We start from the raw sequence: 14,026 nt of genomic DNA, 5'->3' as shown, positions 1-14,026 counted from the left end.
TACCTCCAATACGTGAACTTAAAAATATAATCTTTTTTTATTTATTATCTTTCTTTAAAATTTTACGATTACGTACCCAATTTTCCTTTGTGGTCATTCGCGATCTTCCTATGCAAAGGGCGTCTTCCGGAACATTTTCCGTGACTGTAGTCGCTGCCGCTACGTACGCACCTTCACCCACTTCAACCGGAGAAACAAGGTTTGAATTGCATCCGATAAATGCATCATCAGCAATCTTGGAACGATACTTTTTAGTACCATCGTAATTTACGAATACTACTCCGCATCCGAGATTTACATTTTTACCTATATCTGCATCACCTATATACGTTAGATGCGAGGACTTACTTCCATCTCCAATAGTAGAGTTCTTAACTTCAACAAAGTCACCGACCTTGCATTCGTCACCGATAATACTGCCCGGCCTGATATAAGCGAATGGTCCAACGCTAGTCTTCGCTCCGACCTTACTCTCGTATATATATGATGCTTCAACAGTGGAACCGCTACCTACTTCAGCATCTTTAAGAACTGAAGATTGTCCTATGTAAGCACCTGCTCTAATTATAGATTTGCCTGAAATTGTGACATTCTGAGCAATTGTAGCACCTTTTTCAATTACAACATCTTCATCTATGTACGCAGAGTAGATATCTACGAAGTTAACTCCGTCATCTTCCATCCTACGTTTATTTGCTTCAAGCCTGGCGCTTTCGCAATTCCTATATTCCTCAATAGTCATGTAATCCCTCCACTATACTTCAAGCATCATCTGTCCAATCTTATAGACATCGCCGGCACCCATCGTCATCACAATATCATCCTTCTCTGCATTAGCAGAAAGATACTTAACTATGTCCTCAAAATCTTGAACATAATAAACTTCCCTATCAGGATACTTTGCCTTAATTGCATTCACTAACTGGTATGATGAAACACCGTAGACATCCTTCTCTCTAGCTGCATAGATATCCGTTATGATAAGTGAGTCAACATGGTCAAACGAATCTACAAAATCTTCAAAAAGTGCCTTTGTTCTAGTATATGTATGTGGCTGAAACACAACTCTCAGCTTATTATGCTTAACCTTGCTAGCAGCTGAGAGAGTTGCCTTTATTTCTGTCGGATGATGAGCGTAGTCATCAACAATCTTAACACCTTTCTTGGTAACACCAGTAAAATCAAAGCGTCTGTGAGTTCCCTTGAATTTCTTAAGTGTTCCAGCGATTACATCATCGTCTACACCGAGATATCTAGCTGTAACATACGCAGCCATCGAGTTTAGGACGTTGTGTTCACCTGGTACGCCTAAATGTAGATGGCAGAGAGTCTTGCCTTCATGACAAATATCATATTCTGGAAATCCTCTATCATCAAACGAAATATTTTCAGCATAAAAGTCGTTGCTGTCGGTGTATCCATACGTTATTACATTAGTAAGTCCTCTTAGAGCTTCTTTTACAAAAGGATTCTCACCAAATGCTATAATAATGCCTTTCTTAGGAATATTAGAAACGAACTCCTTAAATGATTTAACAATATGGTCCATATCCTTAAAATAGTCTAGGTGATCTGAATCTATATTGAGAAGCACCCCTATCGTTGGATTAAGATGCAAAAAGCTATCCATGTATTCACAAGCTTCAGTAACAAAATAGTTGTTGCCACCAATTTCTACATTGCCTTTAATCTCCTCAACATTTCCGCCGACAAGAATTGTTGGTTCATACTTTGCATCACGAAGTATGAGCGAAGTCATGGATGTAACGGTAGTTTTTCCATGTGTACCACATACGGCAATACTGTGCTTATAGTTGCTCATAATCATTCCCAAGACTTCTGCACGGGAATATATCGGAATTCGTCTTTCCTTTGCACGAACAATCTCAGGGTTTGTATCAGATACTGCATTTGAATAAACTATAGCATCAACATCATCTACATTCTCCGCTTTGTGCTCATAAAACACTTTAATGCCAATCCTATTTAGGTGATCAGTAATATCAGATCTATTTATATCTGTTCCGCTAACTACATGACCATTATCCTGTAATATCTCTGCAACAGCTGATAGACCTACACCGCCAATACCCAGGCAATGAATTCTCTTGAACTTTGAAATGTCAGCCACTTTATTTACCTCCAAGCTAATTAATACCTCGAATAATTATACGGCATATCCCTTATGATTTCAACGAATAAAAGACATTAAACACGATAAGAACACGAATTGACTTTTGGTCTAATAACAGTAAAATGAATGGTATTGGAGGAATTTGCTATGAAGAAAAATAAGCGTGTTGGAAGCTTAATTACCGAGCTTCTTTCTCACCCAAGTAAGCAGTATTCTTATAATCAATTCTGCTCTAAATTCGATATTGCAAAATCTAGCCTCAGCGAAGATATTACGACTGCCGGAGAGATTATAGCCTCAGAGGGCATCGGTAGGATTGAGACAATCCAAGGAGCAAACGGCGGATTAAGATATGTACCAGCGTTATCAGATGATAGATTGAAACAGCTACAAACGACTCTTGTAAATAAATTATCCGATCCGGCAAGGATTCTCGGAGGAAGCTTTTTATACACCTCAGACATCATGTTCGACGGACAGTTAACTCGCAGCATGGGCACTTATTTTGCGGGCAAATTTGCAAATTTAAATGCTGATTATGTCGTAACGGTTGAGACTAAAGGAATATCATTAGCCGCCGATGTAGCTTTTATGATGAATTTGCCTTTGGTAGTTGTTAGACGCGAGGCAAAATATTCAGAGGGTTCTACCGTAAGCATCAACTACTTCTCCGGCTCATACGATAGAATACAAAAAATGTCTATCTCAAAAAGAGCGGTTTCCCAAAACAAGCGCGCTATAATCATAGATGATTTTATGCGCGGTGGAGGAAGCCTGAAGGGTGTATCAGAAATCCTATCCGAGTTCGATATAGACGTAGTTGGTGCTGGTGTGGCAATTGCCTCAAGAGAACCTGTCAAGAAAAAAATCGCGTCTTACCTTCCCGTTATATACCTCGATTCAATCGACGAAGACGCTAATCTGATCAAAGCATCATTTGAATAATATAAATAATATATATTCAGCGATCTACAACAATGCAATATACTTGTATTTGCTTTGATTTCTACATATTTTTGACATAATAAGGTTATATAATTAGAACAATTTAATTTTAGGGGAAGTTTATTTTGTTAAAATTTGATATGCACTGCCATACAAGGTATGGCTCAATTGATGCCAAAGTCAGAATCTCTGAATATGTTAAAATGCTTTCTGCAAAAGGGTATGACGGGATGCTTGTAACTGATCATGATTCTTACCGAGGATATAATCGCTGGAAATCAGAAAATCCAGACATTAAATTTAGAGTAATAAGAGGTGTCGAATACGATACGAGAGATGCTGGACACTTTATCGTAATTTTGCCAGATGGCGTTCACTTAAAAGCACTCACGATGCGTGGAATGAAGGTTGAAAAGCTTATTAATCTTGTACACCAGGTCGGAGGCATAGTCGGGCCTGCTCATCCGTTTGGCACCAGAAGCTCAAGTGCGATGCTTTTTAAAACGCTCAAGCGAAACAGGGCTCTTGTTAAGGAATTTGATTTCATCGAAGGGTTTAACGCTTGCGAAACTGAAACTGCAAATGACTTTTCTCAGATTCTGGCTAAAGATTTCCATAAACCTACATTTGGTGGATCCGATTCACATGATTACGAGTATGTTGGCATGGGTTATACTCTGTTTTCAGATGATATATGCTGCTGCGATGATTTAATTTCAGCCGTTCACAAGGCTTCCGAAAGCAAAGATAACTCGATAAGCTGTGGTGGTATCGTTCGTGGCGAAACACTAAAATCCAAGCACGCTCATGCATTTTATTCAGTCTATGCTTTTATAGCTTATAATGTCAGCCTCGGGCTTCTATACTCACCGCTCAGAAAGCATAGAGTTAAGAAGGCTCTCGAACATAAGTAATATAAAGTTTTAAATCTGCATTAGAAAAGCGCTAGCAATCATTTTTTAATTGATACTAGCGCTTTTTAAATATTTATTTTTTAAACTCTTAAATATCGAGCTATCTGCTCATATTGCTAATTATACACATATACTATTGTCCCTGCAGGAATAATCCCAAATAACTGCGCAGCCATTGATGGTGGCATATTAACACAGCCATGAGAACCATTAGATACATAAATACCTCCACCAAATGCACCTCTCCAGGTTGCATCATGAAGGCCATTTCCACCATCGAAAGGCATCCAGTAGCTTACAGGTGATTCATAGTCTGAACCGTCATCGTTACGACCTTTAAGCGTGACATTACGCATCTTGCCGTTTATCTTAAATATTCCTGTTCTCGTCCTATGTCCTGGACCTCCAGAAACAACTGATGATGTGAATACCACATTACCATTCTTTATGTATTTTACATTTTGAGCAGCAAGATTAATCTCAAGATGAGAACCATCTCCACTAGAGGCTGCTCTATCTGTCACAATTGTTCCAGTTTTCCCATTTTTGGCAGAATCAAGAATGGAATCAGCAGTTTTATCAACATCTACACTGAGCTTAAGTGCACTATTATATAGCGTCTTATCACCGGCAAGAGTCTTTACAGTTAAAGTATTTCCCGAATACTTTTCTGCTATTCCCTTTGCAACTTCCTTTGCGCCCTTCTTACTGTACTTAGGTCCTTCCTTTGTATAAAGGATAACCTTTGCAAGCGAGTTCTGATCCACTTCATAAGGTGTTCCGGTAACAGTATTTAGATAAAGCGGCTTTGAAATATACTTCTTAGCAAATTCAAACTCATCCTTAAGCGATTCTGCAGTAACCTTAGGCTCTGATATAAGCTTCTTACGATCAATCTTATACTTATTAAATTTATAATCAGAAGCTTTTTTTTCAGCAATGTCCTTTGCCACCTTAGTGAAATCAACACTGTCACCTTGGACCTCAGGAACAATCTTCATGTTATTGTAATCAATATATGCATCTTCAGTGTATTTAACACCTTGAGCATCAGGAACCGCATCGCCTATAGTCTTGGCAGATTCCTTGATTCCGCCTGCGTTTTTAAGCGAAATATTATAGCTAACACCCTTACCTATCAACACTCTTGGATCTACCGATGATATCCCTATCTTGGCACGAACTGATGATTTAATATCATAGGTAAAGGATGTGTTTATCTTCTTAGGCTCTTGTCCATCTTCTTCTATTGTAAATGAGTTATTTGCATCTGTAATCTTCTTTACCGCATCTTCAGTCTTAAGACCAGATACATCTACACCATCGATTTTTACTCCCTTAGGGAATGTTGTCGCATTGCTGTATCTGTAGCCTCCAAATGCACCCACACATATAAAAATCAATGCAATAATCGCAATGATTATCTTAGCTCGCTTACCAGTACCAACTTTCTTATCAGCGAGGTTTTGCACTACATTTTTGTTTCTCAAGTCTACAATTCCTTACTTAATTATTTATTTAATTGCATTTTGTAAAATCTATACCTATTAATTAAATCACAACAAGGTGTTCATGTCAAAACAAAATAAAACAGCTAAACTAATCGTTCAGCTGTTTCAGTTATGGAGGCGACACCCAGATTCGAACTGGGGATAAAGGTTTTGCAGACCTCTGCCTTACCACTTGGCCATGTCGCCATTATTGGCTGGGGTAACAGGATTCGAACCTGTGAATGACGGAGTCAGAGTCCGTTGCCTTACCGCTTGGCGATACCCCAATATTAAAATGTAGAAGTTAATGGGGTGGGTAGTGGGATTCGAACCCACGCATACAGGAGCCACAACCCTGGGTCTTAACCGCTTGACGATACCCACCATATCGATTTTAAAAATTGGCGACCGGGAACGGGCTCGAACCGTCGACCTCCAGCGTGACAGGCTGGCATTCTAACCAACTGAACTACCCGGCCAAAAAATGGTGGACGCTATAGGGCTCGAACCTATGACCCCCTGCTTGTAAGGCAGATGCTCTCCCAGCTGAGCTAAGCGTCCAAATGGTAGCGGCGGATGGACTCGAACCATCGACCTTCCGGGTATGAACCGGACGCTCTAGCCAGCTAAGCTACGCCGCCATATACGCACTAATGTGTCGCCAAATTATATTACCAAACGTCATTATTCTTGTCAATACTTCATCTTCATTTTCTGTGATAATCTCGTTAATTTAGCTCATTTATGATATACTATCCTAGTATATTTTTTAAGAATCAACTTTGTATTGGAGGTTTCTGTGACATCACCAGGTCCAATTGCAATTTCAATAGCAGGCTTCGACATTAGATGGTACGGCATACTAATTGCCTCGGGCGCACTTCTTGCGCTATATATAAGTTACAAGCGCGCACCAATATACGGATTAGCTTCTGAAGATGTATTAGACATAGCATTAGGAATTCTCCCACTTGGAATACTTGGGGCAAGAATTTACTATGTTATATTCAACTGGAGTTACTATAGCGATTCACCTTCTGAAATTTTTGATATTCGCGGCGGAGGTCTGGCAATACACGGTGGTTTAATCTTCGGTTTTATTGCAGCATACGCTATTTGTAAGTATAAGAAGATCAGCTTTATAAACGTTGCTGATCTAATCCTCCCTTCCGTTGCTTTAGCACAAGCGATAGGCCGCTGGGGAAACTTTTTCAACAATGAAGCGTACGGCACTGAAACATCCCTTCCATGGGCAATAATAATAGACGGGAAATCGGTACACCCTACTTTTCTCTATGAATCGATATGGTGTTTTATTATTTTTATTATCCTCTCATCTATTTTTAATCATAGAAAATTCCCTGGTCAGGTTGCATGTCTATATGGACTTCTGTATGCGCCAGAGAGGTTCCTGGTAGAAGGATTAAGAACAGACAGCTTGATGATTGGTTTCTTGAGACAAGCTCAAGTTATAAGCATAGTTATCTTTATCGTTTCAATCGCATTATATGTATATCTTTGGAAAAGAAACGATTATAATATTAAGAATAATTTATAAGAGGTAAAAAAATGAAACTAGGCATTGTTGGTCTACCTAACGTAGGAAAAAGCACATTATTTAACGCAATCACTAAGGCTGGAGCAGAAGCTGCCAACTACCCTTTCTGCACAATTGAGCCAAATGTGGGGGTCGTAACTGTTCCAGATAAAAGACTGGAGGTGCTGACGGATATCTACAAGGCAAAAAAGACCATTTACACGACTATAGAATTTTGTGATATAGCTGGGCTCGTTAAGGGTGCTTCAAAGGGTGAGGGTCTTGGAAATAAATTCCTCGGTCATATCCGCGAGGTTTCCGCTATCGTTCATGTTGTAAGATGCTTTGAGAATGACAATATAGTCCACGTAAATGGTCACATCGATCCACTAGATGACATAGATACGATTAATACCGAGCTCATATTTGCCGATTTAGAGGTCTTGGAAAGAGCCATCGTAAAACTTAACAAAAACATGAAGGCCGATAAAACTCTCGGCAAGCAGGTCGCACTGCTCGAAAGAGTTAAAGCGTGGCTTGAAACAGGTAAGTGTGCTCGCGCTATGGAGCTCGAGGACGAAGAGAAAGAAATCATTTCATCTATGGACCTGCTTACCTATAAGCCAGTAATCTATGTCGCTAACGTTTCCGAGGATGAAGTTGCAAGTGAAGATAATGAGTATGTTGCTAAAGTCTCTGAATTTGCAGCTACTGAGGGAGCAGGTTGCGTAAAGATTTGTGCGGAAATTGAAGCTGAAATGGCTGCTCTTGAAGATGATGAAAGGGAGATGTTCCTTGAAGATCTAGGCATAGAGGAATCTGGTCTAGACAAGCTAATAAAAGCGAGCTATGCCCTGCTTAATTTAATATCTTACCTGACCGCAGGCGAGCCCGAGGTTAGAGCTTGGACAATTACAAGAGGAACAAAAGCTCCTCAGGCGGCTGGAAAGATACATACAGACTTCGAGAAAGGTTTTATAAGAGCTGAGACCATTGCATACGACAGGTTAATAGAATGTGGTGGCAGCCTCGGCAAAGCCCGTGAGCAAGGTCTAATTAGATCCGAAGGTAAGGACTATGTCGTACAGGACGGAGATGTAATTCACTTCTTGTTCAATGTATAAAAAATAATTTATATGCATCTTATGATAAGAGGACTACTTAACGCTTTAGTTTGAACCCTAAAAGTTAGACATGCTAGCTTTTGTAGGTGTGATTCAGCTAAACTTGCAAGCCGAAAGTTGTCCCCTTTTTTATTTATTCCTGTAAAATCCACTTTTCATCACATAAATCAATCGAATAATCATTCACTAAAAATATTAATTATGTTACTAGTATAATTATTATCACATTAAGTATTGCAAAATGTACAAAGAGCGACTATAATCATTTATAGAGATTGTCTCCCTGGCAATCTCTTAATCTCTAGTCCCAATACCCTTTTTACAAAACAGACTACTCCCCTGTAGTCTGTTTTACTTTTTTGTGCTAATGAATTATAGTAATAAAACATAGCAGATATCATTTCAATTAATGACAGATTTAGATATTAGATATTATTATATTTCTTAATAAGCACTTATATGTCAGTTTTTGACATAACTAAAAATAAAGACATGAAAAAATTTACTAGATCTTATAACACTTATATTTACTCAGGACAAATATTCGATTTGTATCACGGCGGACTAAAGCCATGCATATTTGATATTGAAACAACGGGCCTCTCCGCACAGCGCGGAAATAAAATCATTCTGACGGCTTGTCTTATACCTAATAGCAAAGGCGTGACCATAACTCAATTTCTTGCTGAAAATCCATATGAAGAAGACCGCGTAATTATGGCTACTATGAATTTTCTTAAAGATGAAAGTGTCGATTATTTAATCACATATAATGGGGCCTCATTTGATATTCCATTCATGAAGCAGCGACTTGCAACGAAAAATCTCCCTTATGTTTTAAATATGTATGAATTTGATTTATATAATTTCATAAGATCGAATACTGGCCTTAAATCACAGATTGGTTCGTTAAGTCAAAAGAATGTTGAGCAGCACTTTGGAATCAGTTCAAATCGAAAAGATGTAATATCTGGACGAGAAAGCGTCAAGCTGTTTGCCGAATATGCTATTAATCAGGATTCTGTAATAGAAAAGATAATCCTCACGCATAACCGTGAGGATGTCCTACAGCTCTGTCATCTGTTCAATATAATCGGTCGAAACAATTTTGGCGCCGTGCTCGGCGAAGGCGATAATGGGTGTGATGGCTTTAATGGGGCTGGAATTCATGATGCGAATGTGACGTCTGATATGCGCACCGCTTATGGTGCTAGCAACGCTTATGATTTGAACGCAGCATCTGATGGCAGTAATCGATCTTGTATAAACTCTGAGCCTGGGGCGAGCGCTGATTCTGATGCGAATATGGCGCCTATTGTTTCGAACCACCGCTTGGACGCGGCGCTGGCGCAGACGGGAGCTGGGCTCCCGTCTGCTGGCGGCGAGCTGACAGCAAGACCAAGGCTCGCCGCCGGCTGCCTGACCGTGGCGGGCAGGCAGCTCCGTGCGCCGCACAAGCTATCCGATAATACCGATTTCGCAATAAACGCTAATTTCTTTCCAGAAACAGCATCATCTATTAGTGCTGAATTCATCAAAGAAAACTGCTCATATCAGATTAGAGTTCCACTCGAGAAGCACGAAAACTCTCAGTTCCTTGATATCAAAAAAATGCTATTAGATGCGGAATCTTCTGGTGATAATACTCAAATTAAATGTGCCCACCTATTAAAGGATTCTGATAATCTTATTAACGATTATCTGCTCCTGGTAAATGAAGGTTCGGAATTGAACCGAGAGATCAACCTGCTCTCAGTTCTTATCAGCACTCAGTTGTATAGAACTGTATAACCCACATAAACTAAATTGTAAGGACTGTGTATTTTAATAGTTATATTTTTGTTTGCCTAATGATAGAACAATGCATGCTGCAGCAACAGCCGCAGCATGCATTTCACTAACACATTTGTATAAATAAATCGTTACTCGGGATTATATTTTAGTCTTAACTCTACCTTCCTCTCTTTTTCGAGGTGTAATGAAACAGAAGGATTGCGATATCCTCTTGATTCTATTTTAAAATCATTTCTTTTAAAAGTAATATTTTCTATTTTGAATCCTAGAATGCTTTTAAATTTATCTGAAACATCTAAGACTGTCTTATCAGGCAGATTTTTATCCATATACTTACCATAGACATAATGTTTATTAATAGTTTTATTGTTCATACCAAGATTACCTCGCTTGCACGCTATAACTGCAAAGTAGATTATCTTATCAGAAAACATGATATTAAACAATAATTATTTAGATAATAAAAAACGACTTCAGATTACTCCAAAGTCGTTACTTTTCGTTGGTTGCGGGGACAGGACTTGAACCTGCGACCTCCGGGTTATGAGCCCGACGAGCTACCAACTGCTCTACCCCGCGATATCTATAATTGGTGCCGGAAACCGGGGTCGAACCGGTACGAGAATCACTTCTCACGGGATTTTAAGTCCCGGGCGTCTGCCAATTCCGCCATTCCGGCACAAATTCAATGGCTCCGAGGGTGGGGCTCGAACCCACAACCTACCGGTTAACAGCCGGTTGCTCTGCCATTGAGCTACCTCGGAACATCATCCCGCATTTGCGACTTCCTTATTTTACACTACACATAATAGGCTGTCAAGCGGTTTTATGTAAATATCGTGCTTTTATAGCGACCTAGGTAACTATGCACTTAGGTCGCTTACACCCTTATTCGTTTTTGCCACAGATATTTTATCGAGAAGCATTTCACCAATTATTAGAAGTATAGTCATTATCGTGAATATAATATACTTATTGACTTCAATAGGAAGTGCTGGAGGCAATTTCATCAAGTAACTATAGTTGCTTCCAAGAATCGTATTTGCAATCATAATCACTAAATTCATAATAAATGTAATCAATACTACATCTCTAAAATTTAGCTTTACTTCATTCCTCGAAATAATAATAAGTGAACTCATAGCGATTAGATAATGAGTGCATATGAATGTAATATTAGTTAGATGCGGCCACAAATAGTCAGATGGATCCGGTACGCCAAATGCTATTATGGTTCCTATTATTCCAAGCCACGCAAAGTACCTAGAAATCACCGGTTTCTTTGCTACATATCCCACTGCCATCATAAGCACAGCAATCCTGCAGTGATATAAAGGCAGCCCTTCCATTATAAAAAGCTCCTTATACCCCAAGTACCAGATAAATAGTATAATCTGAAGTAGCACATTGGTAGCTAGCAATACTTTCAGCAATTTATCATTTTTTCTAAATCTATATGCAATAATTATTGCGATAACTAGACCCGCATATATCAGTTTCATGTTTAGGTGTGGGTCACCATCTAATGTATGTCTAAAAAAATGTTGCATTCCCAATCCTTAGAATTTTTCTTGTTCTATATTATTCTTAACTATATCGATCTTATTTAAATACTTAGAAGCATTTACCTGATCTCCTATCGCAGTATAAACCGAGGCTAGTTCCTCCATAATATCTGTATTGCTAGGAGTATAAATCAGCGCCTGCTTATAATAATCAATCGCTGACTCTGCTTCACCTAGAGATGCTGCACATACCGCCATGTAGTACCATAGAGGCCACCAATCACGATAATTTCCATCCTTGTATCTAGATAGGATCTCAAGACCTCCTAAATAGTCTCCGCTAAGTACGCAGTTTACCCCCTCCTCTATCTTCACTGGTTCTTCGAGTGTTTCCAATCTCTCGGAAATCTCACTACGAAGCTCTTCAATTTCAGAATCTCCAGAGGCTGCTGTCAGTTCTATAAATGATTTCCACGTAAGGCTTGCCTTCGTGTATAGTCCCATGTTCGCATATCCATAACCAAGGAAGTAGTAGCCCATAGCAAAATCTGGATGGATCATAGTTAGAAGTTCAAATACTTCGAGTGACTCTGCTTTAAAACTTCCAATATAAGATTCATCTTCATCTTCTTGTTCATATGCATCCTTACAAGCCCTGCCGTATAGGTAAAGTGCATCCCGCGACTTAGGATCAAATATCAGTACTGCTCTAAAGAACATCGCAGCAACATCGTAGTTTTCAGATTGACCATACTTGGCACCCTCTGCAATAAGCGCTTTACTCGCTTCTTCTCCGAATATATGTTTAATATAGGCTATGTAGCTATCCTTATATTTAAAGTTGGTATCTGCTCCGATTACTCTTGCCATACCAAAAGCTATTGTCAGTGTTGTAAGCTCGTCACTCACTCCAGCCGAAATAGGAACAGGAATGCCGTGAAGTATTTCAAATACTCCTGCCTCTTTTAAGTATTTGTCTGATAGTTCATCAAACAAAATACCTCCATTTAAATTTTGGAGGTATTTTGCGATGCGATCTTGTTTAGCTTTTTGCTTTGACATGTATTTCCCAACCTTTACGTTCTAGTCTTCTAATCACATCGTGCGAAACATTGTTGTTCATATCGCTGTGTAGCACTTCTTGAAGCACCTGCAGCTTCAGCGTATCCTCATTCTTATCATATATCTCTGCAGCATACGTATAAAGAACCCTATAAAGATTCTCCTCTTTGCCTAGCTTGCATGTAAGATCATTCTCCATTATGAATGACGTAAGTCCATCGAAAAATGCGAATGGCTTCATGCCAGCATCGAACAATATCTTGCCGATAGAATCTTCAAAGCCATGCTCGAAACGTTTCACCGTTTCAGCAACTAGCTTGGTTCTAACTATATTAGCAGCTGAAATGTAATCATTAGTTATGACTTCATTAGGGTATTCTCTGCTGTATTCATAGCCAAACTCATCAGCATTCTGCCTAAACATCGTCCCCTTCTTAATGCGAAGAACTTCTATGTCAAACTCATCAGCCCCTAGGTTATATATCTTGTTAAACGATCTTTCAAATAATTCTATCGTCTCACCTGGTAGCCCTACTCTCTGTATAACCCTTACATTCACCTTGCTGTTCTGCAAAAGTTTAGATACGTTATACATAAGCTGATATATATTTTCCTTACGCCCGGCTGCCGCTAGTGCAACTGCATTGGTGCTCTCGATATCTATATTGAAGTGGAATAAACCTTCTCGCGCCTCGCTAAGTAGCTCAACCGTTTCTTCATCTAGCAAATCACCATTCACATCGAACGAGAACGACGTAAACCCATTATCATTGTTAATAAGATATTCCCAAATTCTATAAGCCCTAGAAACATCGTAGTTAAACCATTTTTCCACAAACTCAACTCTGCAGGCTTTCTTGACGAGGAAGTATCTGAGTTCATTACAAATTCTGTTTAGTGATAAGGAACGCAGAGACATACCTGGCATGTACTGAGAATAGTGGCAAGTATCGGGAACACCTCTAGACGATTCGTAATATACCGTCTCACCTTCCTGAACTTCAAACTTATCATATGCAAATGGAATATCTTCATAACGAATCGGCTCGCCAATCTTATTTACAAGAATCTCATCATTCTCTCTATAAGCTAGTCCATCTATGCTCTCAAAATTAAAACTATACGTGATAATCGAACGCACGAAGTCAAACAGAACCTTCTCGCCTTCACCGCGGAAAACGTAGTCCACCTCTGGGTGTGCTAGCATGAATTCACGAGTCTCAAAACTCACTTCCTTGCCACCGATAATTGTAATACAGCTTGGGATAGCCTTCTTAATCATCTCGCAAATGTGCACTATCTTGGATTCATTGATTTCATCAGCATGGAAATACAGGATACTGTACTTCTTATCAAGCAATTCTTCATAAATCCTCTGGTCATCTTCACTCAATTCAAATTCCTTGAGAGTCACCTCTAACGGTGCGTTCCCAACGACATTATACATGTTCTTGAGTGCTAGCTTTGAATCAAAGCAATCTGTCTTGACTGTGCTGAGCAATAGCTTCATCGTTGTCTCCC

At 39.3% G+C, this 14,026-nt stretch carries 12 protein-coding genes and 9 tRNA genes; 5 read left to right on the top strand and 16 right to left on the bottom strand.

Translation table 11 applies throughout. From position 1 onward, the window contains the following. Positions 1–37 precede the first annotated feature (37 nt). Positions 38–742 carry a UDP-N-acetylglucosamine diphosphorylase gene (locus C5Q96_RS01775; protein WP_106056647.1) on the bottom strand — a complete coding sequence of 235 codons (705 nt, stop codon included), beginning with the start codon at positions 740–742 and terminating at the stop codon, positions 38–40. Positions 743–754: 12 nt separating this feature from the next. Beyond that, positions 755–2,131: a UDP-N-acetylmuramate--L-alanine ligase gene (gene murC / locus C5Q96_RS01770; protein WP_106056645.1), complete on the bottom strand. Its 1,377-nt coding sequence runs from the start codon at positions 2,129–2,131 to the stop codon at positions 755–757. 150 nt (positions 2,132–2,281) lie between these two features. Here murC and purR point away from each other — a divergent pair, with 150 nt between their 5' ends. Further along, a complete protein-coding gene (purR, locus tag C5Q96_RS01765; RefSeq protein WP_106056643.1) occupies positions 2,282–3,079 on the top strand; it encodes a pur operon repressor in 798 nt (265 codons plus the stop codon). A 125-nt stretch (positions 3,080–3,204) separates the two neighbouring features. After that, positions 3,205–3,993, top strand: a complete 789-nt coding sequence (locus tag C5Q96_RS01760; RefSeq protein ID WP_106056641.1) for a PHP domain-containing protein — start codon at positions 3,205–3,207, stop codon at positions 3,991–3,993. A 116-nt stretch (positions 3,994–4,109) separates the two neighbouring features. On the opposite strand, the gene C5Q96_RS01755 is transcribed toward C5Q96_RS01760, so the two are convergent. The 7 genes from C5Q96_RS01755 to C5Q96_RS01725 form a co-directional block, all read right to left on the bottom strand. After that, positions 4,110–5,483, bottom strand: coding sequence for a L,D-transpeptidase (locus tag C5Q96_RS01755; protein WP_106056639.1), 1,374 nt, complete (start codon positions 5,481–5,483; stop codon positions 4,110–4,112). A gap of 133 nt (positions 5,484–5,616) precedes the next feature. Next, positions 5,617–5,690, bottom strand: a tRNA-Cys gene (locus C5Q96_RS01750). Between the two features lie 5 nt (positions 5,691–5,695). Then, a tRNA-Gln gene (locus tag C5Q96_RS01745) sits at positions 5,696–5,770 on the bottom strand. Positions 5,771–5,791: 21 nt separating this feature from the next. After that, a tRNA-His gene (locus C5Q96_RS01740) sits at positions 5,792–5,867 on the bottom strand. 18 nt (positions 5,868–5,885) lie between these two features. Next, a tRNA-Asp gene (locus C5Q96_RS01735) sits at positions 5,886–5,962 on the bottom strand. A gap of 6 nt (positions 5,963–5,968) precedes the next feature. Further along, positions 5,969–6,044, bottom strand: a tRNA-Val gene (locus C5Q96_RS01730). Positions 6,045–6,047: 3 nt separating this feature from the next. Then, a tRNA-Met gene (locus C5Q96_RS01725) sits at positions 6,048–6,124 on the bottom strand. A 158-nt stretch (positions 6,125–6,282) separates the two neighbouring features. On the opposite strand from C5Q96_RS01725, the gene lgt reads away from it, so the two are divergent. The 3 genes from lgt (at position 6,283) to C5Q96_RS01710 (ending at position 9,935) form a co-directional block, all read left to right on the top strand. Continuing rightward, positions 6,283–7,041: a prolipoprotein diacylglyceryl transferase gene (lgt, locus tag C5Q96_RS01720; protein WP_245905580.1), complete on the top strand. Its 759-nt coding sequence runs from the start codon at positions 6,283–6,285 to the stop codon at positions 7,039–7,041. A gap of 11 nt (positions 7,042–7,052) precedes the next feature. Further along, positions 7,053–8,144 carry a redox-regulated ATPase YchF gene (ychF, locus tag C5Q96_RS01715; protein ID WP_106056634.1) on the top strand — a complete coding sequence of 364 codons (1,092 nt, stop codon included), beginning with the start codon at positions 7,053–7,055 and terminating at the stop codon, positions 8,142–8,144. 492 nt (positions 8,145–8,636) lie between these two features. Next, positions 8,637–9,935, top strand: a complete 1,299-nt coding sequence (locus C5Q96_RS01710; RefSeq protein ID WP_158696654.1) for a ribonuclease H-like domain-containing protein — start codon at positions 8,637–8,639, stop codon at positions 9,933–9,935. Between the two features lie 131 nt (positions 9,936–10,066). Here C5Q96_RS01710 and C5Q96_RS01705 read toward each other — a convergent pair whose 3' ends face one another. The 7 genes from C5Q96_RS01705 to C5Q96_RS01675 all read right to left on the bottom strand — a co-directional run bounded on the left by C5Q96_RS01705 (position 10,067) and on the right by C5Q96_RS01675 (position 14,015). Further along, positions 10,067–10,312: a hypothetical protein gene (locus C5Q96_RS01705; RefSeq protein ID WP_158696653.1), complete on the bottom strand. Its 246-nt coding sequence runs from the start codon at positions 10,310–10,312 to the stop codon at positions 10,067–10,069. A 129-nt stretch (positions 10,313–10,441) separates the two neighbouring features. Then, positions 10,442–10,517 (bottom strand) — tRNA-Met (locus tag C5Q96_RS01700). An 11-nt stretch (positions 10,518–10,528) separates the two neighbouring features. Next, positions 10,529–10,617 (bottom strand) — tRNA-Leu (locus C5Q96_RS01695). Positions 10,618–10,627: 10 nt separating this feature from the next. Next, positions 10,628–10,702: transfer RNA gene (locus C5Q96_RS01690), tRNA-Asn, on the bottom strand. Positions 10,703–10,801: 99 nt separating this feature from the next. Next, positions 10,802–11,488: a YwaF family protein gene (locus C5Q96_RS01685; RefSeq protein WP_106056628.1), complete on the bottom strand. Its 687-nt coding sequence runs from the start codon at positions 11,486–11,488 to the stop codon at positions 10,802–10,804. Between the two features lie 9 nt (positions 11,489–11,497). Beyond that, the gene (locus tag C5Q96_RS01680; protein ID WP_106056626.1) at positions 11,498–12,439 is read right to left on the bottom strand and encodes a tetratricopeptide repeat protein; all 942 of its coding nucleotides are present in this window, start codon (positions 12,437–12,439) and stop codon (positions 11,498–11,500) included. A gap of 46 nt (positions 12,440–12,485) precedes the next feature. Then, positions 12,486–14,015: a B12-binding domain-containing radical SAM protein gene (locus tag C5Q96_RS01675; RefSeq protein WP_106056624.1), complete on the bottom strand. Its 1,530-nt coding sequence runs from the start codon at positions 14,013–14,015 to the stop codon at positions 12,486–12,488. Between the last annotated feature and the right edge of the window lie 11 nt (positions 14,016–14,026).

The sequence above is a fragment of the Mogibacterium diversum genome (genome assembly GCF_002998925.1).
Lineage (GTDB): Bacteria > Bacillota > Clostridia > Peptostreptococcales > Anaerovoracaceae > Mogibacterium > Mogibacterium diversum.
The sequence above is the reverse complement of the archived record's forward strand: the minus strand, read 5'-3'. Positions and strand labels throughout refer to the sequence as shown.